This is a genomic window from Mycobacterium sp. SMC-16 (assembly GCF_046250085.1).
Taxonomy (GTDB): domain Bacteria; phylum Actinomycetota; class Actinomycetes; order Mycobacteriales; family Mycobacteriaceae; genus Mycobacterium; species Mycobacterium phocaicum.
The window spans coordinates 5,037,357-5,063,007 of sequence record NZ_CP176427.1; the positions used below are offsets into that span (position 1 = coordinate 5,037,357).

Annotated in this window: 25 protein-coding genes, 2 pseudogenes and 1 riboswitch; of the genes and pseudogenes, 7 read left to right on the forward strand and 20 right to left on the reverse strand. The window is 66.3% G+C overall.

Features of this window, described 5'->3' with window-relative positions:
• Positions 1-66: 66 nt before the first annotated feature.
• Positions 67-1,542: a M28 family peptidase gene (locus tag ACJEIK_RS24560; RefSeq protein ID WP_409430425.1), complete on the reverse strand. Its 1,476-nt coding sequence runs from the start codon at positions 1,540-1,542 to the stop codon at positions 67-69.
• Positions 1,539-3,011: a M28 family peptidase gene (locus ACJEIK_RS24565; protein WP_406785176.1), complete on the reverse strand. Its 1,473-nt coding sequence runs from the start codon at positions 3,009-3,011 to the stop codon at positions 1,539-1,541. Before ACJEIK_RS24565 ends, ACJEIK_RS24560 begins: the two co-directional genes overlap by 4 nt.
• 151 nt (positions 3,012-3,162) lie before the next feature.
• Here ACJEIK_RS24565 and ACJEIK_RS24570 point away from each other — a divergent pair, with 151 nt between their 5' ends.
• Positions 3,163-4,668, forward strand: a complete 1,506-nt coding sequence (locus ACJEIK_RS24570) for a glycosyltransferase (RefSeq protein ID WP_286150109.1) — start codon at positions 3,163-3,165, stop codon at positions 4,666-4,668.
• A gap of 59 nt (positions 4,669-4,727) precedes the next feature.
• Positions 4,728-4,877, forward strand: a complete 150-nt coding sequence (locus tag ACJEIK_RS24575; protein ID WP_234785527.1) for a hypothetical protein — start codon at positions 4,728-4,730, stop codon at positions 4,875-4,877.
• A gap of 11 nt (positions 4,878-4,888) precedes the next feature.
• Here the strand turns inward: ACJEIK_RS24575 and ACJEIK_RS24580 are convergent.
• From ACJEIK_RS24580 to ACJEIK_RS24605, 6 genes and pseudogenes are all read right to left on the reverse strand, one after another.
• A pseudogene (locus tag ACJEIK_RS24580) lies at positions 4,889-6,627 on the reverse strand (PGRS repeat-containing protein).
• 348 nt (positions 6,628-6,975) lie between these two features.
• A complete protein-coding gene (locus tag ACJEIK_RS24585; RefSeq protein ID WP_135357696.1) occupies positions 6,976-8,382 on the reverse strand; it encodes an IS1380 family transposase in 1,407 nt (468 codons plus the stop codon).
• 705 nt (positions 8,383-9,087) lie between these two features.
• The gene (locus ACJEIK_RS24590; RefSeq protein WP_162563441.1) at positions 9,088-9,870 is read right to left on the reverse strand and encodes a GGDEF domain-containing protein; all 783 of its coding nucleotides are present in this window, start codon (positions 9,868-9,870) and stop codon (positions 9,088-9,090) included.
• 287 nt (positions 9,871-10,157) lie between these two features.
• Positions 10,158-10,595 carry a PAS domain-containing protein gene (locus ACJEIK_RS24595; RefSeq protein WP_131808858.1) on the reverse strand — a complete coding sequence of 146 codons (438 nt, stop codon included), beginning with the start codon at positions 10,593-10,595 and terminating at the stop codon, positions 10,158-10,160.
• Positions 10,596-10,659: 64 nt separating this feature from the next.
• Positions 10,660-10,788, reverse strand: a pseudogene (locus ACJEIK_RS24600) (hypothetical protein); the annotation flags it as partial.
• Between the two features lie 652 nt (positions 10,789-11,440).
• Positions 11,441-12,082 (reverse strand): DUF6875 domain-containing protein, encoded by a 642-nt coding sequence (locus ACJEIK_RS24605; protein WP_064860949.1) that lies wholly within the window; start codon positions 12,080-12,082, stop codon positions 11,441-11,443.
• Between the two features lie 70 nt (positions 12,083-12,152).
• Between ACJEIK_RS24605 and ACJEIK_RS24610 the strand changes: the two genes are divergently transcribed.
• The 4 genes from ACJEIK_RS24610 (at position 12,153) to ACJEIK_RS24625 (ending at position 16,074) form a co-directional block, all read left to right on the forward strand.
• Positions 12,153-13,385 carry an acetyl-CoA carboxylase biotin carboxylase subunit family protein gene (locus ACJEIK_RS24610; protein ID WP_073694771.1) on the forward strand — a complete coding sequence of 411 codons (1,233 nt, stop codon included), beginning with the start codon at positions 12,153-12,155 and terminating at the stop codon, positions 13,383-13,385.
• Positions 13,386-13,409: 24 nt separating this feature from the next.
• On the forward strand, positions 13,410-13,889 hold the full coding sequence (locus ACJEIK_RS24615; RefSeq protein ID WP_064860937.1) for an aminoacyl-tRNA deacylase: 480 nt from the start codon (positions 13,410-13,412) through the stop codon (positions 13,887-13,889).
• 197 nt (positions 13,890-14,086) lie between these two features.
• On the forward strand, positions 14,087-14,545 hold the full coding sequence (locus ACJEIK_RS24620; RefSeq protein ID WP_138250719.1) for a hypothetical protein: 459 nt from the start codon (positions 14,087-14,089) through the stop codon (positions 14,543-14,545).
• A gap of 140 nt (positions 14,546-14,685) precedes the next feature.
• Positions 14,686-16,074, forward strand: a complete 1,389-nt coding sequence (locus ACJEIK_RS24625) for a HAMP domain-containing sensor histidine kinase (protein ID WP_276555120.1) — start codon at positions 14,686-14,688, stop codon at positions 16,072-16,074.
• On the opposite strand, the gene ACJEIK_RS24630 is transcribed toward ACJEIK_RS24625, so the two are convergent.
• The 11 genes from ACJEIK_RS24630 to thiO form a co-directional block, all read right to left on the reverse strand.
• Positions 16,035-16,712 (reverse strand): response regulator transcription factor, encoded by a 678-nt coding sequence (locus ACJEIK_RS24630; protein WP_061003619.1) that lies wholly within the window; start codon positions 16,710-16,712, stop codon positions 16,035-16,037. The genes ACJEIK_RS24625 and ACJEIK_RS24630 overlap by 40 nt on opposite strands.
• A gap of 46 nt (positions 16,713-16,758) precedes the next feature.
• Positions 16,759-16,914: a hypothetical protein gene (locus tag ACJEIK_RS24635; protein ID WP_165605570.1), complete on the reverse strand. Its 156-nt coding sequence runs from the start codon at positions 16,912-16,914 to the stop codon at positions 16,759-16,761.
• A gap of 171 nt (positions 16,915-17,085) precedes the next feature.
• Positions 17,086-17,682: a phosphatase PAP2 family protein gene (locus tag ACJEIK_RS24640; RefSeq protein ID WP_406775273.1), complete on the reverse strand. Its 597-nt coding sequence runs from the start codon at positions 17,680-17,682 to the stop codon at positions 17,086-17,088.
• A 39-nt stretch (positions 17,683-17,721) separates the two neighbouring features.
• The gene (locus tag ACJEIK_RS24645; protein WP_061003623.1) at positions 17,722-18,972 is read right to left on the reverse strand and encodes a hypothetical protein; all 1,251 of its coding nucleotides are present in this window, start codon (positions 18,970-18,972) and stop codon (positions 17,722-17,724) included.
• 111 nt (positions 18,973-19,083) lie between these two features.
• Complete coding sequence (locus ACJEIK_RS24650) at positions 19,084-19,608, reverse strand: hypothetical protein (protein WP_234785282.1); 525 nt, start codon at positions 19,606-19,608, stop codon at positions 19,084-19,086.
• Positions 19,609-19,890: 282 nt separating this feature from the next.
• Positions 19,891-20,634: an ABC transporter permease gene (locus ACJEIK_RS24655; protein WP_409430426.1), complete on the reverse strand. Its 744-nt coding sequence runs from the start codon at positions 20,632-20,634 to the stop codon at positions 19,891-19,893.
• Complete coding sequence (locus ACJEIK_RS24660) at positions 20,631-21,539, reverse strand: ABC transporter ATP-binding protein (RefSeq protein WP_409430427.1); 909 nt, start codon at positions 21,537-21,539, stop codon at positions 20,631-20,633. The genes ACJEIK_RS24655 and ACJEIK_RS24660 overlap by 4 nt, the downstream gene beginning before the upstream one ends.
• A gap of 34 nt (positions 21,540-21,573) precedes the next feature.
• Positions 21,574-22,344 (reverse strand): SGNH/GDSL hydrolase family protein, encoded by a 771-nt coding sequence (locus ACJEIK_RS24665; protein WP_061003629.1) that lies wholly within the window; start codon positions 22,342-22,344, stop codon positions 21,574-21,576.
• Positions 22,341-23,045: a thiazole synthase gene (locus ACJEIK_RS24670; protein ID WP_235742382.1), complete on the reverse strand. Its 705-nt coding sequence runs from the start codon at positions 23,043-23,045 to the stop codon at positions 22,341-22,343. The genes ACJEIK_RS24665 and ACJEIK_RS24670 overlap by 4 nt, the downstream gene beginning before the upstream one ends.
• 61 nt (positions 23,046-23,106) lie before the next feature.
• Positions 23,107-23,304, reverse strand: a complete 198-nt coding sequence (thiS, locus tag ACJEIK_RS24675) for a sulfur carrier protein ThiS (RefSeq protein WP_064860070.1) — start codon at positions 23,302-23,304, stop codon at positions 23,107-23,109.
• Complete coding sequence (thiO, locus tag ACJEIK_RS24680) at positions 23,298-24,305, reverse strand: glycine oxidase ThiO (RefSeq protein ID WP_409431756.1); 1,008 nt, start codon at positions 24,303-24,305, stop codon at positions 23,298-23,300. Before thiO ends, thiS begins: the two co-directional genes overlap by 7 nt.
• A gap of 6 nt (positions 24,306-24,311) precedes the next feature.
• Positions 24,312-24,422, reverse strand: a riboswitch (TPP riboswitch).
• A gap of 26 nt (positions 24,423-24,448) precedes the next feature.
• On the opposite strand from thiO, the gene thiE reads away from it, so the two are divergent.
• Positions 24,449-25,117: a thiamine phosphate synthase gene (thiE, locus tag ACJEIK_RS24685; protein WP_138250725.1), complete on the forward strand. Its 669-nt coding sequence runs from the start codon at positions 24,449-24,451 to the stop codon at positions 25,115-25,117.
• On the opposite strand, the gene ACJEIK_RS24690 is transcribed toward thiE, so the two are convergent.
• Positions 25,107-25,592, reverse strand: a complete 486-nt coding sequence (locus tag ACJEIK_RS24690; RefSeq protein ID WP_174814081.1) for an NUDIX hydrolase — start codon at positions 25,590-25,592, stop codon at positions 25,107-25,109. The genes thiE and ACJEIK_RS24690 overlap by 11 nt on opposite strands.
• Positions 25,593-25,651 lie beyond the last annotated feature (59 nt).

The window sequence follows — 25,651 nt, forward strand, 5'->3', positions numbered from 1 at the left end:
CCGGCAACCTGGCAACCGGACTCACAGGAACGGCGATTCCAGTTATGCAGTAGCTGTGAAACTCGGCTACTTGCCTGCTTGCCGGTGTCGTTCGTCGTGCAACGGCACACCGTTGGGGCCCGTCAGCGACTGCGCGTACGTGCCGACCGCAAACGCGACGGTGGGTCCGGTCACGGCCAGCGCCGCGCGGTTCAGCTGCTCGACGGTATCGCCCTTCGGCCCGTACCCGGGATCGAAAGCGGCGCCCGCCTGTCCGCCCCACAAGCGCGCCTGGATCGGTGATTTCCGCTGCGACGTGCCGGTCGAGATGCCGCCGACCGGAATCCCGGCGGTGAGGAACGGACCGTAGCCACTGCCCAGATCCATCGTCATGTCGGCGGGCCGCTTGCCGGCGAGATACAGATATCCGGCCAGCGTGCGCTCGAGCCCGGCCGACCCGGCGGGCACCGCGTCAAGCGGGATCTCAGGGTTCGCCTGGCCGGACTGGTCGCCGTCGAACGTGAAGAACCCGGCGTTGGGTGAACCGAGGATGTCGAAATCCAGATACAGCGCAATGTCATTCAGCGGTTCGGCAGCCAACCCGCGCACGTACTTGGTGGCGCCTTCCTGACCCACGGCGCCCGAACCCCAGAACGTGAACCGCACCGCGTTCTCGATCTTCGGCGAGCCGCCCAGCGCTGCGGCCGTCTCCAGCAGTGCCGACACCCCGGTTGCCGCGTCATTGATGCCCGCGCTCGTCGGCGCGCTGTCGAGGTGCGCGCCCGCCAGCACTACGCTGTGCGGATCACCGGTCTTGGTCTGAGCCAAGATGTTTCGCGATTTCACACCGGTGTTCTTGGCGTCGAGGGTGAGCTTCACCGGGCTGTTGGTTTTCAGCAGTACGGCATCAGCGTCCTTGCCGATGATGCCCACCGGCGTGTTGAGGTGTTCGTAGTAGCCGGGGCTGAACAGCCCGCGCGGGGCGCCGTTCGCGCTGGGCGGGCTGACCACCAGCACCGCGACCGCGCCGCGGGCCACCGCCGCATTCTGCTTGTCGACCACCGAGCACACCGCGTCGTCGACAACCGCGATGGCTCCCCGCAGGTTGAGGGTGCCGTAATCGTCCGGAGCGCAACCGGCCGGCTTGACAGGGTGCAACGTCGGCGCGGTCAGGCCGCCGGGCGCCGTGGACGTCAACAGCGAGGCCTGCACGACCCCCCACCGACGGCCACCGACGTCGAGCACCGGATTGCCGGGGGCACCGCGTTCCACGCGCACATACTCGGGGGTCTGCACGTCGAACCCTTTGTCCCGCAGCAGGTTCGCGACGTAGTCGACGCTGGCCTGGTAGCCGGGGGTGCCGTCGGCGCGGGTGCCCTTGTTCTCCGCCGCGATGGCGGCGAACTTCCTCAGATGCGTGTAGATGCCGTCGGTGCCCACCCTGCCGGCCAGATCGCGCGCGAGATCAGGCGCGGGCGGCGGCGGTGGGGCCGGTGGCTGCGGCGGTGGTGCACACGACGCCAGAACAGCGGTCAGCAGCCCGGCGGCCAGTGCCCGCCTCATGATGCCGAGACCACGTGCCGGGTCCGGTCATCGCGGACCGGAACGCCGTTGCGGCCACTCAAATCCTGGGCGTACCGCCCCACCCCGAAAGCCACTCCACGACCCATGATGTCCATTGCCGTGCGGTTGATGTGCGCCAAGTCGTCCGTCTTCTTGTGGTAGTTGGAGTCGAAAGGTTTTCCGGCGGTGCCGCCCCACAGCCGGGCCTGCTCGTCGTTCATGTTTTCCTCGTCGCCGGTGCCCAACCCACCCGCCGGGATACCGGCCTTGGTGAAGGCGTCGTAGTCCGACCGTCCGTTGAACGGGTAGTCCTGAGGCGGCTTACCGGCATCGGACAGATACGCCGTGAAGGTGCGATCGATTCCCGCCGAGCCCTCCGGGATACGCGGCACCAGGTCGTCGGCCAGCGGCGGGCCGGACAGGTTGCCGTCGTAACTGAAATAGCCGGCGTTCTCCGAGGCCAGCATGTCGAAATTCAGATACAGCGCAATGTCTTTGAGCGCCTCGACGTCGAGGGATTCGATGTATCGGTCAGAGCCGATCGTGCCCTCCTCCTCGGCGCCCCAGAACGCGAACCGCACCGCGTTCGCGATTTTCGGGGCGCTGCCCAACTGCAAAGCCGTCTCCAGGACCGCGGCCACGCCGGAGCCGTTGTCGTTGATCCCGGGCCCCTCCTTGACGCTGTCCAGATGTGCACCGACCATCACGACGTCATGCTCGGATCCCGTCTTGGTCTGGGCTATCACGTTGCGGGTGTGCTCAACCCGCACACCGGCGTCCAGCTTGAGGGACACCGGCCCCGGGGCGGCCCGAAGCCGAGCCCCGGCCGCCTTCGAGATCAGTACCGCGGGAATCTTCACCGTCGCCTTGGCGCCAAGGGTGCCGCCGCGCCCGGGGATGCCCGCGTCGTCGACATCGTCCTTGTTGTCGGCCACCACCAGCGCGACCGCGCCGTGGACTGCCGCGGTCGCTTCCTTCACCGCGAAGGGGCACGTGCCGCGGTCCACCAGCGCGACCGCGCCCTTGATCGGCAGGCCGTCGTAATCGGCACTGTTGCAGCCTGATCCGGGGCCGCCCTTGACCGGCACCAGCGGCGCCGTGAGCCCCGGCGTGCCGACCGAGTACTCGAGCGCCCGCGTCGGTATCCGCGTGCCGGCCACGGTCAGTTCAGGCGTGTTGTTGTACGCCACCTTGACTTCCATATCCGGAGTGACGACGTCGAAACCCTTGGCGCGCAGCGCATTCGCGACGTAGTCCACGCTCGCGTCGTAACCAGGTGTGCCGAACGCCCGGTTCCCACCGTGAGCGTCGGCGATGGCCTGCAGCTTGGCCAGGTGACCGGTCGTCGCCTCGACCGTCACGCTCTTGGACAGCTCGCCGGCGAAGTCATCGGCCGTAGGCTCCGATCGGCCGCACCCCGAGATGCCGACCGCCAGCACGAGCGCGAGCGCGACGCGGGTGCGGACCATGGGCACCACCGTAGCGTGCAGGCTCACAGAAACCGATGCACCGGGCCAGATGGCGAAGCTGGTGGCCGTTCCCGAACGCCCGCAGTGGATGAGCTGAACCGTTTCGGTGGAAGCGCAGCAAACATCAACCGAAATCGGGTATACGGATTCAGTGGACAATCCACCCGGGCCGACCATCTGCCTCAACATGATCGTGCGCAACGAAGCACACATCGTCACCGAGGTGCTCGATGCGGTCGCGCCCTATATCAGCTACTGGGTCATCGTGGATACCGGCTCCGCCGATGGCACCCAGGAGACGATCCGAAATCACATGGCGCATCTCGGAGTCCCCGGGGAGGTCCACGAACGCAGATGGCGCAATCTCGGCGAAAACCGTTCCGAAGCACTGCAGCTCGCCCATGGCCACAGTGACTACATCTGGGTCATGGACGCCGACGACACCGTCCGCGGCCGGCCCGACTTCACGCGACTCTCCGCCGACGTCTACTCCATGCGGATCAGCGACGGGCTGCTGTACTGGCGGCGGCAGCTATTTCGCGACGGCCTCCCGTGGCGATACATCGGCGTCGTCCACGAATACGCCGACTGCACTGAGCCGTTCCACGAGGAGCGCCTCGAAGGCGACTACTTCATCGAGTCCCGCCGACTCGGCGCCCGTAACAACGATCCGCGAAAGTACGAGCGGGATCGCGACCTGTTGCTGGTGGAGGTGCAGCGCGACCCGACGAACGAACGTTCGGCCTTCTACCTCGCCGAAAGCTATTTCAACCTGGGTGATTTCGCCAACGCCCGAATCTGGTCGGGCCGGCGCGCCGAGATGGGCGGCTGGGACGAAGAGACGTTTTACGCCCTATGCCAGGTGGCCCGGTCGATGTGCCGCCTGGGCGAACCGTGGCCGCAGGTCTTGGATGCTTACCTGCGGGCTTGGGCGTTCCGGCCTACCCGCGCTGAGCCGCTACATGCCATCGCCGCCGAGTACCGTGCCCGGGGCGAGTATCAGCTCGGTTATCTCTTCGCACGATGCGCAGCGGAGATACCGCTTCCGGAGGCAGACATCCTGTTCGTCGATTCGTCCGTCTACCAATGGCGTGCCCTCGATGAACAATCCGTCTGCGCATCATGGACCGGCCGGCACGCAGAATCGTTTGCGTTGTGCCGTCAGCTGCTCGCCCGTACTGACATCAACGGCGAGGACCGCAGCCGAATAGCGAGGAACCGCGATCAGTCCGTTCCGGCGCTGCTCGAAGCCGCGTCGGCATACCCTGAAGCATTGGTACACAACATGTCCAGCCACCAGCGGGGTGCCGCGGTGACGATCAGCCTGCTCGCGGGACCGGACATCCGAACAACCCAACTGGCGCTCAACACATTCATGAACTGCTGTCTGGACGTAGGCCAGGCACATCGATTCCTGGTGCTCGACACCGGTCTCGCCGGCCGAGACCGGGCACTCTTGTTGGAGCAGTACCCCTTCCTAGAATTCGTCGATCACACCCCTCGACGGAACCACTGGCAGAACTCAGCGCACTGCGCGAGCACATCAATGGCCGCTACTGGTTCCATCTCGACCAGGGGTGGCTGTTCTTCGCCCCCGAGAATTTGGTCGGCAGGATGCGGGCAGTCCTCAACGCCGAGCCGACCGTCGTTCAGGTAGGCGTCAACTTCGCTGACGCACAATCCATCTCCGGCGTGTACGCACGAAACGACATAGTCTTGCGGACCGCTGAAGGCCACCGATACGTCGTCGTCGATGACGCCACCCGCGGTCCGGCGATGATCGACCTATGGCGTCTGGACGCCAAACCCGCAGCTGGGCCACGAACAACCGCCCTTGACGAGGTGTTCTGCATCAAGGGCGGTTGATCGTTCGCGGTTTATCCGCCGGCGCCACCTGCACCGCCGGCACCTCCACCGCCACCGGCACCACCAGCGCCGCCGCTCACACCGAACGTCGCATGGCCCGCGGAGCCGGTGCTGCCCGCGCTGCCGGCAGCACCTGTGTGTCCGGCGCTTCCTGCCGCACCCGCAGTGCCACCGGCGCCAGTGGCGCCCGTACTTCCGGACGCGCCGGTCTTTCCGGGCGTTCCGGCTGCGCCGGTGCTGCCTGTCGCTCCGGTCGCGCCTGTCGCACCCTTCGCGCCGGTGGCACCTGTGCTGCCGGCCGTGCCGCCGGACCCAATTCCCAAGCCGCCCAACAAACCGCCACCACCGCCGGCGCCCGCAGCGCCGCCGGTACCACCCGTGCCGCCCACGCCGCCCTGGCCGCCGTTGCCTCCGGCACCAGGCGCACCGCCGGCCCACCGGTTGCACCGCCGCCACCGGCACCACCAACGCCGGCCGCGCCGCCGGTACCACCCGTACCGCCGGTGCCACCCTTACCACCCGCACCGCCGGTGCCACCCGCACCACCTGCGATCGCGAAGGGCAGCGGGGCAATCGGCGAGATGCCGTCGCCACCGGCGCCACCGGTACCGCCGGTGCCACCGGTACCGCCGGTACCGCCCGTGCCACCAGTCCCACCGGAACCGCCCGTGCCGCCTGCGCCACCATTGCCGCCTGCGCCACCATTGCCACCATTGCCACCCGTGCCGCCGGTGCCACCCGAACCGCCGGTGCCACCGGTTCCGCCGGTGCCACCAATACCGCCGTCACCACCTTGGCCGCCGCCACCGAACAACGTGAGCAGGCCGGCACTGCCACCGGCACCACCGGCACCACCGGCACCGGCCGCAGTACCCTGCAGACCCGTCCCACCGGCACCACCGCCGCCGCCGGAGCCGCCCGGCGTACCGGCACCACCGGTTCCGCCGGTGCCACCGGTTCCGCCAGTGCCACCGGTACCACCAGTGCCGCCTGAAGCACCCGCGCCACCCGCGGCGCCCGCACCACCGGTGCCACCAGTGCCGCCCTTCAACCCGATCAATACAAAGTCGCTGCCCTTGGAGCCGGTCGCGCCGGCAGTGCCCGCAGTTCCCGCGGTGCCCGCGGTACCTGCCGCGCCGGCTGCGCCTGCGGCTCCGGTAGCGCCGGTCGCACCTGCCGTACCGGTCGCGCCGTCGGTGCCAGCAACGCCGTCACCGCCCGCGCCGCCGGTGACGCCAGTCGCACCGAAGCCACCTGCGCCGCCATTACCGCCCTTGCCGCCGGTCCCGAACAGCCCGAGCAGACCCATGTTTCCGCCCTTGCCGCCGTTACTGCCGGCCAGGACGTCGGTGCCGTCGGCGCCGTTGCCGCCTCGGCCGCCACTACCGAACAGCAGACCTGCTGCGCCGCCGTCACCGCCGTTGACTCCTGCATCGGTGCTGTCCCAGCCTGCGCCGCCGTCACCGAACAAGATGCCACCGGCTTGGCCGTTCGGGTGCGCAGCCGTACCTGCCGCGCCGTTACAGATCAGACCGCACGGACTGTCCAATGGGTCCGGCGTCGTCGGGGCGAACGGCTTGATGAGCGCTTTCGGTCCCGGCGGCGACGCGTTCGCCCCGAACAACCCGGTCAACCACCACAAGGGGTTGTTCGGATCCTGCGCAGGCGCCAGCGGGAAGCTGAAATCGGTGAGTTCAACCGCTCGCGGCGACGCTGTGAGCGCGTCCACCGCGCCTGGCGGAATCGCCATTACGATGCCGGCACTCGCGGCTGCGACGCCCAAGGCACCGGTCGCGAGATAATTGACGGACCTCAAGGTCCTGCCGGACTTTTGTTTGCGATGCTTGGACACGATCGAATCCCCTTTGGATTCAGAGCGTTTTGCCGCCCCGCGCTCGGCCTATTGGAAATTACCATGTTTGCCCACTAGCCCGGATTTTTCGTGGTAATTGGTGTGGGCTCGGTTTGATGTCGAGTTATGTTGCTGGGTAGTGGGTTTCGTGTGGTGGCGTGGTTGATCGGTCCCGTGTCGCCGGGCGGGCGGGCTTTCCAGGGCCAGTTGGTCTTTCATAGTCGATCGGTCAGATGGGCCGGGGTTCTATCCGAAGGCGGTGCGGATGCGTTGCCAGGCGGCCGCGATCTGCGATGCCCACCGCCAGGTGACATCGATACGTAGTCGCAGTTGGCGTGCGCCGCGGGTGACACGGGCCGCGACGTGCAGGATCCGGTAGCGGAATGTGGTGATCTCGGCGCGGGCCAGGCCGGGGTGGTCGCTGAATCCGATGAGCCGGCACCAGGTGACCAGATCGGCTGCGGCCAGCACGATTTCCAGCCATGCGGCGTTGGCCCAGAAACCGTGGCACGGCAGGTTACCCAGGCCGGTGGCCTTCAGTTCGCGGATACGGTCTTCGACGCGGGCGTGCTGACGGTGCCGCAGCTCCAGACCGGCGACTTGGCCGGGCACGATGCCGGCGGGGGTGTCGGTGATGAACGCGGTGACCCGCATGCCGTCGGCGTCGGTGAACCGCAACTGCGCGCCGGGGTGGGGGCGTTCCTTGCGCAGGATCAGCCGGGTCCCGGTCGGCCATGAGGCCAGGTTGACCAGGTCGGTGGCCTCGGCAACCCAGGCCCCGTCGCGGATACCGCCGTCGGTGTCGATCGCCGGATACCATCCCTGACCGAGGTTGAGCGTGTCCACGGCGTCCTGGACGCGCCAATCGACGGGGTACCCGAAGGAGAACCCCACCCCTGCCGCACGGCATGCTTCGGCGAATTTGTGGGTGGCTCCGGCGGTGTCGCAGCGCACCAGCACGTTCGGCTTATCGGGGTCGTCGGGATGGTCCGGGTCGGGCCGCCACCGCGGCGGCAGGGCGGCCAGCGCCTGCTCCAGGACGATGATGTGGTCGCTGGCGGTGTTGGAGCCGGCGTTGCCGGTGCGCAGCATCCCGGCCAGGGCTTCCCCGCCGGCGATCTGCGGGCGGTCCAGAAACGCCAGCAGCGGATGAAGACCGAAGGTCTTCTTCCAGGTCGGGGCAGCCCCGGCTTTGTTGTCGGAGTGGTCGATCACCAGGGTGGCGTCGATGTCGATATGCAGCCAGCCATCAGTGGTGGGGGCGGCTCCGGCTTGCCAGGCCGCCGCCCGCGCAGCGGCCCGTGCGGCCCGCACCCCAGGCAGGTGCGCGGCATCGATGCGCTCATCGACCAACCGCCACATCGTGGTCGTCGACGCCTTCGCGCCGAACACATGCTCACGGTCACCGCACAACTGGCCGACCCCGTCAATGCAGTCCGCCCCGTCGGCCACCGCGGCCGCCAGATCGGCGAACACCTCCCCGGGCGCATACACCCACGGGCCGCGGTAGGTGTCCGCCAACGCGGCGGTAACCTGCGCCGATAACCCCGTCCGGTCGGCGAGCTCACGCAGTATGCCCATCCCGGCATGCGACACGACACCATGGCCGTCGGCCGAGACTTTCACCCGCGATGCCACCGCGATATTCTTCACCTGCGAAGTGCCTTCCAGTCAGGATATTTGAACCGTCGAGAAGTCCAATTATCCCTTGCAGGACAGGCACTTTCGCTTATCTACACCCGACACCCACAACATTTCACGAAAAATCCGGGCTAGCCAACAGATTCCTCAAAAAATCCGCATAAACGCACGTGGAGTGCTGATATTGCTACTGCATAGTAAATATTTGCAGTTTGCAGGAAGAAGGTTTATTAACTATCGCGATTGAATATTTTTAATCGGTCTCATACGCCTCATGCGCCACTCCATGTTCTCCGCTACACGAAAATGGAAACGCGCGGCAGAGAGTCGACTTTGCAAACAAATCTATGCTCGGCCAATCGTGAAAAGACGGGGTGGTTTCCATTTTCTGCGGACGGCATCTTCTTTTGCGGGTGCGGCATCGAGGCGGCGGTCGACCATTGTCGATGCCGCCATCGAGGACACCGATCACGCCAAGTTCGAAGCAAAACGCAAGGGCGGCAACGCCCATCGCGATGGCAGGGAAGGTACATGCTGAGGCTCTCGCGTCGTTTGGCTCGCTACGTGACGGGGATCAGTGCTTTATGCCGATGAGGAGGCGATCGCACCACTATGGAAGGGCAAACGCTTTCCGATGGAAGCGTGCACCGCGCCGACAAGGCGATGTACCGCGCGCGCCGAGCAAGCTGAGAATGGCCTACGTTTCCCGCCGCATACCTACAACCTGCGTTCGGGCGGCGTAGAGGAATGACGCGGGTCTGCGTCGGATCGGTGCCGAGGGGTGGCCGAATGTACCGACAAGAATCGGGTTTCGCCCGAACCTGTCGCTTTGGCCTGATACATGGCGGCATCGGCCTGGCGTAGAAGATCGGTGGGCGTTGTTGGCCGGGTCGGGTCGACGCCGGCAACGCCGATACTGGCGCTGACGGCGATGGTGTGCTCATCGGTGACGATTGGGTTCTCGAGGGCGTGGTGCAGCCGCCGAGCGATCTGCTGAAGGTCTGCGGCGCTGGCTGGTGCAGCGACGAGCACCACGAATTCGTCGCCGCCGACACGGGCGAGGGTGTCGGTCGCGCGGATCGCCCCCTGGAGACGCTCAGCGCAGGCTTGCAACACCACATCGCCAACGTGGTGCCCCAGCGAGTCATTAATCCGTTTGAGTTGATCGATGTCGATGAACATCAGCGCCGCCAGATGAGGGTGGTCGCTGGGCGTCATGGCCGCAGTGATCATCGCCAGGGCGCGGCCACGATTGGGTAGCCCGGTGAGCGTGTCGTGGTGCGCCGCGCGGCGCAGATGCAGATTGGTCAGGTGCTCGGTGGTGACGTCAGTGAGCGACATGACAATCGGCGAACGTTCGGGTTCATCGGGGTTGAGCAAGGTTGTGGTGAACGAAATCCAGGATTGATGGCCATCGTCGCGACGCAGGCCGAGAACCTGCGCGTAGACGGGCTGCCCGGTGCGCAAGGTGATGTTGGCCGGCCGCTGCGGGGCAGGCACCATGTTTCCCTCGGTGTCGAAACCGGGTAGTCCAGCGCGCGCTCAGCATGTGTACTAGGAAAGCGTCCGCCCCCGGGTCCGCGGATGCGGATGGCGGCCGGATTGATGGAGGCGATGGTGCCGTCACGATTGATGACCACGATGCCGCGGTCCAGCGATGTCACCACCGACTGATAGTGCTGTGTGGTATCGAGCGCGTCGGCGCGGTCGGTGCAGATGAGGATGTACCCGGTGTCGACCGCTGCGACAGAGACACGCACCGCCACAGGCCCTCCTGTCAACGTGTATCAGGTGAGGTCGCGGGCACGTCCCTCTGCGGCGATGGCAACCACATCGAGTTCGACGCCGAGCGCGTCGCGGATCAGCTGCCCGAGGGAGTCGGCGACTGATCGCCCGAACAGCCGCTCGGCAGCGATGTTCCATCCGGTGATCAGGCCGTCGACGGTGGCGGTGATGATGGCCTCCGGCGCATGCCGGACATGCAGTTCGTGGTTAATTGTATTGCTGTGCAACACTATTGGCGTGGTCACCGCTCGCAGCACCGTCTGATGGGCGGGGCGACCTTCCCACGGGGTGGCTACCGTGGTGGCTTCGATGTCGAGCGTGGTTCCATCGCAGCGCAGCAAAACCGACATCACTGGTGCCGATGCCTGGCCTGAGTCGCCGGGAGCGGTCAAGGCGCTCAAAATTGCTGCGGGATGCACAAAGTCGGTGATGAGCGCCAACCATCTGCCCCGTCGACTCGGCCATCGTCAAACTCGCCGCCGCGGCGTTGGCGTACACTACACGTCCACGATCGTGCACCAGGACGGCGTAAGGGCTGGTCTCGCTGAGGCTCCGGAAGCTGGCTGCCGATGCACCGACTGACACATTCCACGAGGTACCAGAATCGTGCCCCGTCGCATGATTGTTATGCATGCGTCACGCTCCCATCGGGGCCGACAGACACTGCCCGACGACAGTCGGGACGACCCCTGCCAAGCCTCTCTGCAATGATCGGGCGGTCTTGAGCGTCTGCGCATACCGCTGCGCCGCCGAGTCGGCGAAGTACTTCCCTGCCATGCATCAGTCCCGTCAGCCGGTGCGCGAACACCGTTCCCCGCGTCGCGCCGTCGCGCGACAAACCCCACCAACCACCTGCGAAAAATGACTGGCGCTAGCACTTCTAGCAAATCACTGATGCAGTGCTAATTCAACTTCTGGGCGCAAAGAAGTCGCAAAGAAGTTCTGATCGCGCGCCGACGACCGATCGCGCCATTCACTACCACCCGCCGGGTCATCCCAACATCATCGGCGGTCTTGAACACGTATTACTGACGAATATCCGCGAACTGCACTTGACGCATCCGCGAGAAGACGACTCCTCCCGGAGGTGCGGCCACAACTCCGAGAGGACCACTGACGAGTGTCGAACAGAAATTAACTGTGAATGATATGAGCTAAGTTATTAGCCGATACTCCTACCTAGCGGACCATGCTCACCTATGCGGACCGGTGATCGAACGCTTTTTGGTCAACGGCCCCGCCGCGGCGGGCTCTTGTCCGCGACGCGAACGCCAGGCTCTGCGTTTCAGCCGGGCGGGGTCGGGTCGCTGAATCTGTCCGCTAAGGCCGCGCGCACTGGCGAGGGGACGGTCGGCGCGAACCGTCGCAGGTAAGCCTCGACCCAGGCCGGCGAGGTGTTGAGAAAAGCGAAGTCACTGCCCACCATGTGCCGTATCGCGAGGAGCGGAACGGGCGACTGCAGCGGACGGAAGTCGGCATTCCAGAGACCGCGCTCGGTGCAGCCGTCATAGAACTGGCCGACCATGAGGCCGGCGTCAACGAATTCGGGTTTGAGTGCCTGTTGCACCGCATCGATGACGGCGACGTCGGTCAGATCGGGGAACACGATGAACACCGCCTTGAGCAGGCTCTCGGGGCCATCAGCCGGCTCCAGCTCCAGGAATGTGTCACGCAGTGTGTGCAGCTCAGCTACCAACTTGGAGAATGCCGGTAGTTCGCTGTGCACCGCGGTAATCCACAGCATGTCCTGATCCAACGAGGCGCGGGCAAAAGGGCACACCGGTCCCGCCCGCCCCAGGTCCCTATGCGGTTCCATGAGGTACTCACGAATCCAACCGCGCAGCAGGTGAGCAAATTCTGACGTTTCGTTGTCGGAATCGTCGCCGTCAGATAATTTGCAAAGACCGTCAAGCAGGGTGACCGCCATGTGCACAATCTCCCTGTCTCTGCTAACCGCCGCAGCTGTCGCGATATCCCCGTGGAGGGTGAAAACACCCATGTCAGTGCCCACCGAACGTCGAATCGCGATCGTATATGAACCCGACTCGGTCCCGCTGCTCATACTCACAGAGACGGCGACACGAAACGGGATTCACCTCGTCTGGTTAGCCGGTCAGACCGACGCACGAATACTCAGACGATTCGGAAGCGTTGTCATTACCGACGGCAGTTCCACCGAGAAGGTGACCGCGCAGCTCACACTACACGATGTCGTCGGCGTCACCACATTTGCCGACTCACGCATCGAGCATGCCGCCGCCCTGGCACGGAATATTGGTTTGCCAGCAAACCATGCCTGCACAGCACGGCTACTCGTCGACAAAATCGCCCAACGCCACGCACTGGCCGATGCCGGCGTACCCGGACCCGGGTTTGTCGGCATCGACAGCCCGGCCAGGGCAACCAGCGCCGACGAACTACTCAAGAAGCTGACCTACCCGGTCGTGGTGAAACCGGCGTCGGGGCACGGGGGCCGCGACACCATCTGCATTCCCGATTTCCCGGCGCTGGCAGCAGAATTGGCAATCCGATGCCACGCCAACCCATGGCGACCGACCATCATCGAAGAACTCCTCGGTGACTTCCCACCAACCGATCGCGGCGGCGTCGGCGACTACGTCTCGGTTGAAGTGGTGGTGGACAACGGGCTGCCCTCGGTCCTCGCAATCACCGGCCGCATGCCCCTAGCCGAACCATTCCGAGAAACCGGCGCCTTCCTCCCGGCGATACTGAGCCCAGTCGAGCGACACGACGTCGCAGACGTGGCGCTAAAGGCAGCACTAGCACTCGACGTGCAATGCGGCTGCCTACACATCGAGATCAAACTGACCACGACCGGGCCCCACATCATCGAAGTGAACGGGAGAGTTCCCGGCGGCGGCATCACCGACCTGGTTGCCGCACAAACCGGCATCGACCTTTTTGAATGCGCGCTGAACTCGGCCGCCGGACAGATCGTCGACCGGAGGCCGGGCAACGCAGCCGGGGTCCATTACCAGTTGGCCCTCCAGCCGCCGATCGGCCAACGAGTCCGACTACGACCGGATTGGTCGGCACAGTTGCGCACCGTCGCCGGCATCGAACACGTTGCGCTACGGTCAATGACCGCCGAAGTCGACCTGCGCGACGGCTCCTACGGCTACCTGCTGATGGCACGTGGCTGCGCCGACGACCACGAGGGCTTGCTAGAAACCCACCGGCGTCTGAACACCCTGTTGCTCAACGACTGATACCACTCACGAGACAGGACATCAATGACAGAATTGCACGCGCGAGTGCGCGCGCACCTGGCCGCTGCCGCGGTGACGCACCGGGTGCACGATCACGCCGCCCTGCCCGGCCCCATCTCATCGCCGACGGACTTCGCAGCCGCGCTGGGCTACCCCGTGGACCGGATTATGAAAACGCTGATCTGCCACGAACACTCCACGGGCAGACTGATCGCCGTCACCTGCCCGGTGAACATTCGGGTAGACCTCAAACGTGTTGCCACCGAACTCGGTTGCAGCAGAATCGAAGTCGCCAGCAGCGTGCAATTAGAAGCGACTACCGGCTACCCCCGACTCGGGGTATCACCACTGGGCCTGGACCCCAGTTTCATCGTCGTCATCGCGCAACACACGCTGACCTATGACACCGTTCTGGTCGGTGGCGGAGCAGCCGGAATCGAAATCGAACTCGCCCCCCGCGACTTACAACGCACCACTGACGCAGTTCCCGTCGATCTCCGATAGCGTCCCACCGCACGCGGGTACGAATACGGGCGGCACAGCCGTGCTGGCGAACTCTAATTTCTGATCGTTCTCAGCGTGTCTTCAGGTCGTGGCTCCTACGGTCGGGAGGTATATGCCCGGCGTAGCGCCACACCTGACCGAAGGCAAGCATGTTGCCTCGGCCGCCGGTCATTCACACGACCAGAAAGGACAACGCCGTGAGCCGAGAAGGAGAAATGGTCTTTCTCGATGATGTGTTGGTCCAGCATGCTGGACGGCTGCGGCAAAACACTGGGTTGTCGATCCGAACCGACCTGCAGCCGACCTACGTGGTGGGTGACGCTACGACATTGAACCGGGCGGTCACTGCGCTGGTCGAACATGCACGTTGCAACGCCGTATCGGCGATCGAGCTTGAGGTGTACCGCCGAGATGCTCAGGCGGTCATCATCATCCGCGACGACGGCCCCCATATCGCGGTCGCCGACACCGGCCGGATGTCGTCAAAGTGCAACTCCGGTCTGGAGTTGGCTGCTCGGATCATCGCCACTCACGGCGGGACACTTGCCTTGGGTGAACGCGGCGCGTGCACCAATGCAGTGAGCGTGCGGTTGCCGTCCACGCGGCAATCTCTGTTCAATTCGCCTGCACCGAAATGGATTTCGGATGGGCAATGACATCGCGCGCCGCCGAGGACGCACGCTGTGACATCGCTGCCGGAGACGGCAGTGAATGATGGAGCGATGTGGGTCGGTCGTGGGTGGGTCTCGCTGAGGGGCCTGCAAGGCCAGGGCGCCGAGTGAGCCGCCGCGTGGCGCTGAGGGATTTCGCAGGCCGGTGGCGTGGCTGGTTCGGCGGCATTGCGGTCCGCTCAGCGCTGGTGGCCGCGGCGGTGGTGCTGGCCGGCCTCGTGATCGTGGGGTCGGCCTCGACGCTGTTGCTGTACCGGATGATGTGCGCCGACGTGGACAACGCAGCGGAGGCCCGCGCCCAGGCGGTGGCCGATGTGCTGCGCAAGGAACCACCCGATGAGGTGGAATCGGTATTGATGCACACCGATCACCGGATCGTGGCCGTGCAGATCGCCGACGCCGCCGGCACCGTGGTGGAGCGATCCGACAGCGCACCGCAGACCCCGTTGATTCCTGTGCCGCACGAAGGTGCCCAGGTCGGGGTGCTGGCAACCGATGACGACGACGTGCGCGTCAGCACAATCACAGTGGCATCCCGCAAGGGGCGGCAGTACACGGTACTTGTGGGCGGGGGCATCGAGCCGATCGAGCAGATGATCGGCACTGCCGGGCAGATGCTGGCGATCACGGCGCCGGTTGTGGCTGTGGTGGCCGGAGTCGTCACATACCTGCTGGTGCGCCGGTCGTTGCGGTCCGTGGAGGCCATCCGGTCGCGAGTGTCGGCGATCAGTGCCTTCGATCTGGGCGAGCGGGTCCCCGTCGGTCGCAGGTCGGATGAGATTTCCGCGCTGGCGGTGACCATGAACGACATGCTGGCCCGCATCGAGGCCGGCCATGCCGCGCAACGACGGTTTGTCGGGGACGCATCCCACGAGCTGCGGAGCCCGCTGGCAACGGTGGTGTCCGCGTTGGAGATCGGAGCCACCCACCCCGATCTCCTCGACAGAACGCTGCTGACCAACGCATTGTTGCCGGAAGCACGCCGGATGCAGACCCTGGTGGAGAACCTGCTCCTACTGGCGCGCGCCGATGAACGCGGCTTGCCGCTGCGTCGTGTCGAGACCGATCTCGACGATCTGGCGACTGCGGAGGCGGCACGACTCAAACGGGAAACGACGTTGCGAATAGTCTCCGATCTTTCGGCGGTAAAGGCCAGCGTCGATCCGGACGGGTTCGTGCGATTGTTGCGCAACCTGGCCGACAACGCGGCCCGCCATGCCACCAGCGAGGTGACCATCGTCGTGCGCGCCGAGGGTGACAACGCCGTCGTGCAGGTGATCGATGACGGCCCGGGAATCCCTGCCGCCGCACGGGACAAGGTTTTCGAGCGGTTCTTCCGGCTGGACGCCGACCGATCCCGGCGTGGTGGTGGTACCGGGTTGGGGTTGGCGATCGTCTCCGAGATCGTGGCCGCCCACGATGGCTCGGTCAGCATCGAGGACCGACGCTCTGGCGCAGGAACCGTGGTGACGGTTCAGTTGCCGCTTGCCGGTTCGCCGGATTCGAGCCGGTAGCCTGCGCCACGGAGCGTGGTGATCGCCTCCGAGCCGATCTTGCGTCTCAGATAGCCGACATAGACTTCCACCACGTTGTCGGGGCCGTCGTAGTGACTGTCCCAGACGTTGTGCAGGATCTGGGTTTTTGTGAGGACAGTGTCCTTGTGGCGCAACAGGTATGCCAGGAGCGCGAATTCTCGCGGTGTCAGCGAGACGTCCTCGCCACCCCGGTGCACGGTCCGGCGCGCGGGGTCCAGTGAAATGTCGCCGGCAGTCAGCACGACGGGACGCTGCGGTGCGCCGCGGCGAATCAAGGCCCGCAAGCGCGCGGTGAGCACCATGAACGAAAAGGGTTTGGTCAAATAGTCGTCTGCGCCCAGATCAAAGGCGTCGGTCTGGTCGTAGTCGCCGTCCTTGGCGGTCAGCATCAGCACCGGCGTCCAAATGTGTGCGGCGCGCATCTTGCGCAAGACCTCGTAGCCGTTGAGACCCGGCAGCATGATGTCGAGCACGATGACGTCGAACTGCTCGTGGGTGGCCTGCCAGAGGCCCTCGGCACCATCGGCCACCGCGACCACGACGAACCCTTCGGCGCGCAGCCCAGCGGTGATCGTCTCGGCCAGCATGGGCTCGTCTTCGACCAGCAGCACTCTCACCTGCGTAGCCTGGCACAGACTGAGGCGGCGGCCATAAATTGGCCGGCTACATCCCCTGGACGAGTGCGCTGTCGTAGTGCCCGCCGTTCGACAGAGCCGGTGCGTTCTGGGCGCGCTCCTGGGCCTCGTGGACCGACATCGTCGCCGCCACCAGCATCAGGGCTCCGACCATCAGGTTGATTGCTTCTCGCCGGGCTGTCATGTCCATCAACACCTTTCACGGGATTCCAGCTGATCGAAGCCGAGCAGCTGTCGGGTATGCCACCAGACTGACAGCAGGTCGCTGTGAGGACGCTGAGCGCGAACAGGCCTGAAGACCCGCGCACACGTTTCAAACGCAAAACTGCTGAAAAGCCCACCGCCACAGTCTGCTTCAGTGAACGGCACCTGGCTCAGCGGCCGTGATGAGCGGCCGCAGCCGGGTCCTGGCGGCGCGTTCCACCAGCCGGCTCAGCACCGGCCGGGCGACGAGATATCCGGAAACGCTCAGGGTCGCACCCAGAACGAGACCGGCAACGACGTCTTGGGGGTAATGCGCACCGACATAGACGCGAGCCAATGCCATGGCCACTGCCGCGATGGCGGCGATGACGCCGAGTCGTCGATTCACCAGCCAGACCCCGGCAGCGACGGCCCCGGCCATCATCGCGTGGTCACTGGGGAAGCCACCGTCGGTGTTGCAATGCAAGACGACGATGTGGGGCAGCGCATTACAGGGACGGGTGGCATTGATGGTATCGGCGATCGGCTGGTTGATGGCCACCGCTGCCAGCACACCCAAAGGCGCCCATACCGCCGCTGCCATCGCACTGGGGTTGTTGGTTCTGCGGGCGATCCACCATCCAGCGAGGAGAAAGCTGGCGAACAGTACAACACCGTCTTCGGCGTATCCGGCCACGACCGGGTGCAGCCACGGGGTGTCCCGGGCGAAATTGTTGATGTAGTAAAAGATTCGGGTATCGAGGTCCATCGCGGCCTTGTCGTTCTGAGTTGCGAATGACTGAAGGAATCAGCGCAGACTGTTCAAAAGCGTTGTCAGAGATTGTTTTTCGTCGTCAACGCTTGGGCTGCTGGATCGGACGGACTTGAGTGCTGCGTCGATTTCCCGGTCCAGCGCCGTCCAGGCGCTGGAGTCGATGGCCTGCAGCCGGTCCTGGTCGTGGTCCCATGCGGTTTCGAGGTCGGTGATCCGCGCTCGGGCGCCGGATTGGTCTCCAGCATCGACCTTTGCCAGCGTGTCTTGGGTGACGTTGCGGAAGTGCGCAATATCGGTCGCCGGGAAGGCACCGACCTTGCCGGGCACCAGAGGCGCGGCCGCCGCGGTCGGCGCGGGCCCTTCCTCGCTGTCGGTGACGGGGCCATGCGGCTGAATCGAGGCCCATTGCAGCAGGGCGCCGGCCGCCAAGACCACGACGGCGTAGTAACCGACGGTGCTCACCGCCGATAGCGTGCGCTTCGGCGCGGGGGCCGCCGCCTGATCGTCGACCTCGATCACATCGATGCGGGTCCAGGTCAGATAGCCGACAGCAGCGGCGATCGCGGCGAGGAAGATTCCACTGGTCAGGCCGTATCCGAGGCCGAGACCGTGTGCGCTGCGCGGTGTGGCAAGCCAGTCGCCGAGGTTGGCGCCCAGCGGGCGGGTCAAGATGTACGCCAGCCAGAACGACAACACGGAGTTGACCCCGACGCGCCAGCCGATGGTCACCGCGGCGATGAGGGTGACCGGGAGCAGTACCGATACCCCGGCACTCCACCCGGTCAGGGTCAAGGTCCAGTCGCCGGCGGCGGTGCCGAGCGCGAAGGTGACCAGGACAGCGAGCCAGTAGAACAGCTCCCGCGGTCGCGTTGTGATGCTGTGGATCGACAGTGTCCGCTCCCGGGCGAACCACACCGCGAACACCACCGCCAGAGTGACAGTGAAGACGGCTGTGCTCGTGGCCATCGGGACGGCAAGGGCGTCGGTGAGCAGATCGGTGTAGAGGGTGCCGGTGACGCTGAGGACCACGACCGTCAGCCAGTAGACGACAGGGACGTAGCGCGGCAATCGCAGCTGGGCCCCCATGACCAGGGCCAGTACGGCGGTGAACAGCACCGCGGTGGCACCGAGACCCACACCGAGACCTTGGTTGATCCAGTCGGCGAAGCTCTCTCCGACCGTGGTGCACAGCACCTTGATCAGCCAGAACCAGATGGTGACTTCGGGAACCTTGCTCGCAGTCACGCGCTTCACGATCGTTGAGGGGCGGGCAGCACCGGTCATGCCTGCGGAAGGTAGTCACCGCTTGCTGAACTGACGCTGAGAACGAAGGGGCCTGTCGTCGGTCCTACAGGTGGACCAGGTGAACACCCACGTGCGGAGCTTCCCCGCGGCTCACTTGCAAAGGCCGGCAATCTTCGTGCTGACAGCTTCGCCGGCTTTCAACCGACCCGCCTGCGCCGGGTCGGCCCCGCCGATCCCGGCCTGCCCGTACATCGAAATATCCTGCAGGTCAACGGCAAACTCGCGAATCGCGGCCGTGAGGTCCGCCGGCGTGGCCCGGTCCAGATGCGTCTGCAAGTACTGAGCACCACTGCTCATGGCCAAACGCGAGACTGCTGTGACCGCCGTAACCGCAACCGGCTCAGAGCCGAGTTCGGTGTGCGTCTGTAGCGCCACCGCCGTGCGCACGGTGGTGAAGGCGGCACACGCGCGAGCCTTCGCGTCGGCGACTTGTTGCTCGGTGGGCTCTGGGACCGATGGCGACGACTGATGTGGTGGCGACACCAGCGCCCAGACCGCAACCCCTAGCGCGATGACCGCGATTCCGAGCGATGCGGGCGCCAACCACTTCGGTTGCAGATCTACCGCAACGGGCTGACGCGAGATTGACGGCGCTTCAGGGTCAGTCTCCGGCATACGCGCGATGGTAGAGCAACAACTGTCCGAATATCGGCGGTTGGACGAAGCCCAGGCAGGAACCGGTTCATTCGAGTCGAGGCCAGCATTCAGCTACCAGAGGGTGGCCGCAGTGACTGCGATCCATGCGGGCGGCGACTTGGTCGGAGTACAAGCCCGACCCAATCGCGGCGAAGTTGGAGCCATCGAAGTACCGAGCCATCTCCAGCAGAATCTCGCAACTCCGCCGGGAAGGCCCAGTGCGCCAAACCAATTCGGCCGTTGAGAGCAGACACCCATGCCCTACGGGTCGCGGCGGGTGACCACCACGAGCGCCAGCATGAACACCGCCGCCGCAACTGCGGCGAAGTAGAGGGCCGCGCCGGCCGGTCCCCACCACAACGAGAACGTCTGGAACCAGGGGGTCCTGGTGAAGGTGTACGCGTTCCCGAAGGGCAGCCACGGTCCCACCCGTGCGCCGACCTGAGGCAGCGCGCCGAGCACCGGTTCCACGACGAACGGCATCAACAACACCACCGCGACGACTGCCGCGGCGTGCCGCAACAACCCGCCCAGACCGACCGCCAACACCGCTCCCAGCACGGCATACAGCGACATCGCGCCGATCGCACGCCAGACCTCCGCGTTCGAGAAGGACAATTCCTCGGCCTGCTCTGCCGTCACCAACGACGCCGCGAACGCGATCGAGCCCGCCACCATGACCGCGGTGACGACGGCGGAAAGCGCCGCCATCACGAGCGCTTTCGCTGCCAGTGCCCACGCTCGGTTGGGGGTGGCCAGGAACGTCGTGCGGATCATGCCGGAGCGGTACTCCCCGGTGATCGACATCGCGGACAGGATCATCAGCACCGGCACACCGAAGACGCTGACGCCGATGGCCGCCCGCTCGGGCTTGAGCACCCCGTGCGGCCCCAGTGCCGCCGCCTGTATCGCGGCGAACCCCAGACCCACCACCGCAACTGTCAGGATGAGCCAGATCGGCGACCGCGTGGTCTGCAACTTGATCCGCTCGGCGTTGATCGTCATGACGCACCCACCGCCCGGTAGTCGACGGCGTCATCGGTCAGTCGCATGTACGCCTCCTCCAACGAGGCCTGTTGAGCAGCCAGTTCATGCAGCACGATCCCGTGGCCGGCAGCCAACTCCCCCACCTGCTCCGTCGAAACTCCGCGCACCAGAAGCACGCCACCGGAAAGTTGAGCGGACGCGTCCTGCGCCGTCAGCAGTTCCTGGAGCCGCTCCACCTGCGGGCTGCGCACGCGGATGGTGTCGCTCCCGGAGCTGGTCAGGAACTCCGCCATGGTGCTCGAGCTGATCAACCGGCCCTGCCCGATCACCAGCAGCCGGTCCGCTGTGTTCGCCATCTCGGCAAGCAGATGACTGGACACCAACACCGTCCGGCCCTCAGATGCCAAGTCGCGCATGAGCGTCCGAATCCACCTGATGCCCTCGGGGTCCAGCCCGTTCACCGGTTCGTCGAACAGCAGCACTTCGGGATCACCCAACAGCGCCACGGCGATGCCCAACCGCTGCGACATCCCGAGCGAGAACGTGCCGGCCTGTTTACCCGCGACATCGGTCAATCCGACGATGTTCAGTACTTCATCGACACGGGCCTTCGGCAGCTTGTTGCTGGCGGCCAGCCACCGAAGGTGAGCGCGCGCCGTGCGATTGGGATGCACCTGACGGGCATCGAGCAGCGCACCGACGCTGCGCAGCGGATGCTTCAGCTCGTGATAGGTCTTGCCCAGCACCGTCGCGATGCCGGAGGTCGGCCTGTCCAGCCCGACGATCATGCGCATCGTGGTGGATTTACCGGCGCCGTTCGGCCCGAGGAAACCGGTGACGAAACCGGGCTCGACGGAACAGGTCAAATCATCGACGGCGCGTTTGCGCCCGAAAACCTTTGTCAATCCCGTCAGCTGGATCATCGCCGGACAACCCCCTTGCCTGATGGCAGCGCCATCAGGCGCACGATACGCGTTCGATCACCATCTGCGCGACGGCGCGCATACCCGCGGCGTTCGGGTGCAGCGGGGCCACCCGGCCCGGCAGTGGCAGATGAAACGCCGTGGTCCAGGGATCGGCCGACCACGCATGGTGCGCACGGCTGGCAGCTGCGACCGGCACCAGTTCACATCCGGCCGCCGCGGCCGCGGCGGCCGTCAGCTCGGCCAGCCGGGCGGCGACGTGCCGGCCCAGCTCGGCATCGGCCGCACCGATCGGTGGTGCGGGCACTCCCGCCGGCGGCAGGAGCGTCAGGTAGTCGACGAACAGCACCCGGGCCTGTGGGGCACGTCGACGTACTTCTCGCCCAACGGTTTTCAGCGACTCGCCCACGACTTCGAGCGCCTGGTCCCGCGCCGCCGCATCGAGTTGCCCGCGCAGCAGTCCACCGATGACGGGCACCGACCGCAGGAACCGGGGCAGGCAGGCCGCCCCGAGCATCGGTACATAGCCGGCGTCGTTGCCGCCGATGGTGATGGTGACCAACGACTCCGAGCCGTCGAGCGCGTCCACCTGCGGCGGCGCACCGTACTGCCGTTCGGTGAGCAGGTGGGTGGTGGTGGCGCCCGAAAAGGTCACGTCGACAAGGTCGTAACCGAGGCGGTCGGCGACGAGATGCGGGTAGTTGACCGCCGACCGGCCGGACCGCTTCGGCGCACCGGGCGCACCCGGTGCGATGCCCGGCCCGGCGGCCATCGAACTACCGAGGGCGACGTACCGCGGCGTCATAGCGCCGGACTGGATGCCTGCGCCCAGAACCGCTTGGGCACGCGGCCGGCGCGCGAGGCCAGCCGGCCCGCGGTGACCGCCGCCGCCATGGCGGCGGCCATCATCGGCGGATCCGAGGCCCGGGTCACCGCCGTCGCGAGAAGCACTGCGTCACAACCCAGTTCCATGGCCAATGCGGCATCGCTGGCCGTGCCGATGCCGGCGTCGAGCACCACCGGCACGCCGGCGGCCGCGACGATCATCTCGATGTTGTGCGGGTTGGAGATGCCCAGCCCCGTGCCGATCGGCGCGCCCAACGGCATCACCGCCGCGCAGCCGGTGTCCTCCAGCCGGCGCGCCAACACCGGGTCGTCGTTGGTGTAGGGCAGGACGACGAAGCCGTCATCCACCAATTGCTCTGCGGCGCGGACCAACTCGATGGCGTCCGGCAGCAGGGTGCGCTCGTCGGCGATCACCTCGAGTTTCACCCAGTTGGTCTGCAGCGCCTCGCGCGCCAGTTGCGCCGTCAGCACCGCTTCGGCCGCGCCGCGACAGCCGGCGGTGTTGGGCAGCGCGGCGATGCCGAGCTTGTTCAGCAGATCGAGCACGCCGGTGCCGGTTTCGGCGTCGATGCGCCGCATCGCGACAGTGGTCAGCTCGGTACCCGAGGCGACGAGTGCCTCCTCCAGGATCGACAGATTCGCCGCACCGCCGGTGCCCATGATGAGCCGCGAACCGAACTCCCGGTCGGCGATGCGCAGGACGTCGGCCGACGTACAGACCTCAGCCACCTTGCACCGCCGTCACGACCTCGATCTTGGCGCCCTCGGCCACGACGTCGTCCCACTCCGACCGGGGCAGCACCGTCCAGTCGACCGCGACGGCGATGCCCTTGTCCGGAAAGCCCAGCGTGCCAATCAATTCGGCGACCGTGGTGCCTTCGCGAATCTCCACGCTCTCATCGTTGACTGTGATCAGCACAGTGCCACCTTCTCTCTCGCATCGCCCTTCAACAGGTCCGAAATCCGTTGTGCGGTCCAGGCGGCCAGCAGAAAGCCGTTCCTCCCGTGACCGGTGGCCGCCAGGGTGCGGTCATCGAGCCAGCCCACGATCGGCAGGCCGTCCGGGGTCATCGGCCGCAGTCCCGCAGCACATTCGGCAAGTTCGTATTCGCCGAGGGCAGGTATCACCGCACAGGCGTCATCGAGAAGGTCGCGCACTCCGGATACCGCCGGCGCGGTGTCCCGGCCGTGCTCGTACTGGGTGGCGCCTACCACCACACCGTCGGCACGCGGCACCAGATACACCTGCCGACCGTGCACCCGAGCGCGAATCACCCGCTGCGGCACCGGCATACAGCCCTTGCGCCACCGTAGCCGCAGTATCTCGCCCTTCACCGGACGCACGGGCAGCCCGGGCCACAGTGCCGGCGCGTCGATCCCGTTGGCCAGCACGGTGACATCGGCGTCACGCGTCTCGTCGAGGGAATCGACCGGTCCGGCCCATTGCACACCCAGGCGGTCGCAGTGCGCGATCAGCCCCTCGACGACGACGCGATTGTCGACGGCCAGTTCGGTCTCCGCCCGGAAGCCGTGCCGAATCCCCTGCGCCAGCAACGGTTCGATGTCACGGGCCGCGGTGGTGACCGTGACGGGATGCCCCTGCGCCGCCAGCCACTCGGCGACCGTACGGACGTCGGCCGCGTCTGCCCGGTCGACCGCCACCACGAGCGAGTCGCGGGCCGTCACCACGTCGTCGGGCAGGCCGTCGAGGAAGCCGTCATGCCACAACGCCAGGGAGTCCAGCCCCACCTGCAACTGGTCCTGCTCACCCGGCCAGCCCTCGGAGTGCGGCGCGAGCATGCCGCCGGCGACCCACGAGGCGCCGCGCGCCTCGGTCCGGTGCACGCGCACCGACCACCCGTCGAGCGCCGCGCGTCGGGCCACGGCCAGACCGATGACGCCGCCGCCGATTACCGCCATGCCAGCCGGCACGATGATTCCTCTCCCTTCGCCGGCATGATCCGGATCAGGTGTGACGGTAAGGGTAGGACGACCCCACTCTCAGCCCCCGGTCCCGGGACTCCCGTGTGTGCGGCGTCCACGGTAGTCGCTACCGTCGCGCTGTGTCTAAAGCCTTCGAGCGTCTGCAGTCCGCGTCCCTGTACCTGTGCACCGACGCCCGCCGGGAGCGCGGTGACCTGGCCGAGTTCGCCGACGCGGCACTCTCCGGTGGCGTGGACATCATCCAGTTGCGGGACAAGGGCTCGGCTGGTGAAGCACAGTTCGGTCCGCTCGAGGCCAAGCAGGAGCTCGAAGCGCTGGAGGTGCTGGCCGACGCGGCGAGACGGCACGGCGCGCTGTTTGCGGTGAACGACCGGGCCGACATCGCCCGCGGCGCCCACGCCGACGTGCTGCACCTGGGCCAGGACGATCTGCCGCTGGCCCTCGCCCGCGACATCGTCGGGCCGGATCCGCTGTTCGGCCGCTCGACGCATGACGAGCAGCAGCTGGCCGTCTCGGTGACCGAGGACGTCGACTACTTCTGCGTCGGCCCGTGTTGGCCCACGCCGACCAAGCCGGGCCGCACCGCGCCGGGCTTGGATCTGGTCCGCGCGGCGGCCGCGACGGGTACCGACAAACCCTGGTTCGCCATCGGCGGCATCGACCTGGCACGCGTTCCCGAGGTGGTGGCCGCCGGTGCGCGGCGCATCGTCGTGGTTCGGGCGATCACCGCGGCCGAGGACCCCGCCGCGGCTGCTCGGGCGCTCAAGCAGGCGCTGCCTACGAGTTGAGAGGGATACTCGCCGTCACGCTGCGCAGCTGTTCCCAGCTGGCGGCGAATCCTGGATGCAATGGCAGCGACGTGACGTCGTCCTCGGAGACCCACCGCAGCTCGACGCTCTCGCGGTTGGGCACCGTCTCGAGTTGTTCGGGCGCGTCGGCGATCACCGTGGTGTACGTCCACACCTCACCCATCGCGATCGCGGTGACCACCGTGGTCCGGACCGTCAATTGATGCGCCTCCAACCCTGCTTCTTCATAGGCCTCGCGGACCGCGGCCTCCTCGACGGTCTCGTGGCTGTCGCGCGCCCCACCGGGCAGTGCCCAGGTGCCGCCTTGATGGCTCCACGGCGCGCGGTACTGCAGCAGCACCGCCGCTCCGCCGCCCGGCTGCGGCGCCCGCAGCAGAAGTCCGGCCGCACCATGGCGACCCCAGAAGTGGGAGCCGTCAGCCGCGAGCACCCATCCGTCACCGTCGCCCTGCACGAATCCCACAATAGGGAACGCCGCGAAAGATTTGGGGGACCGGGCCGACCGGTAATCCA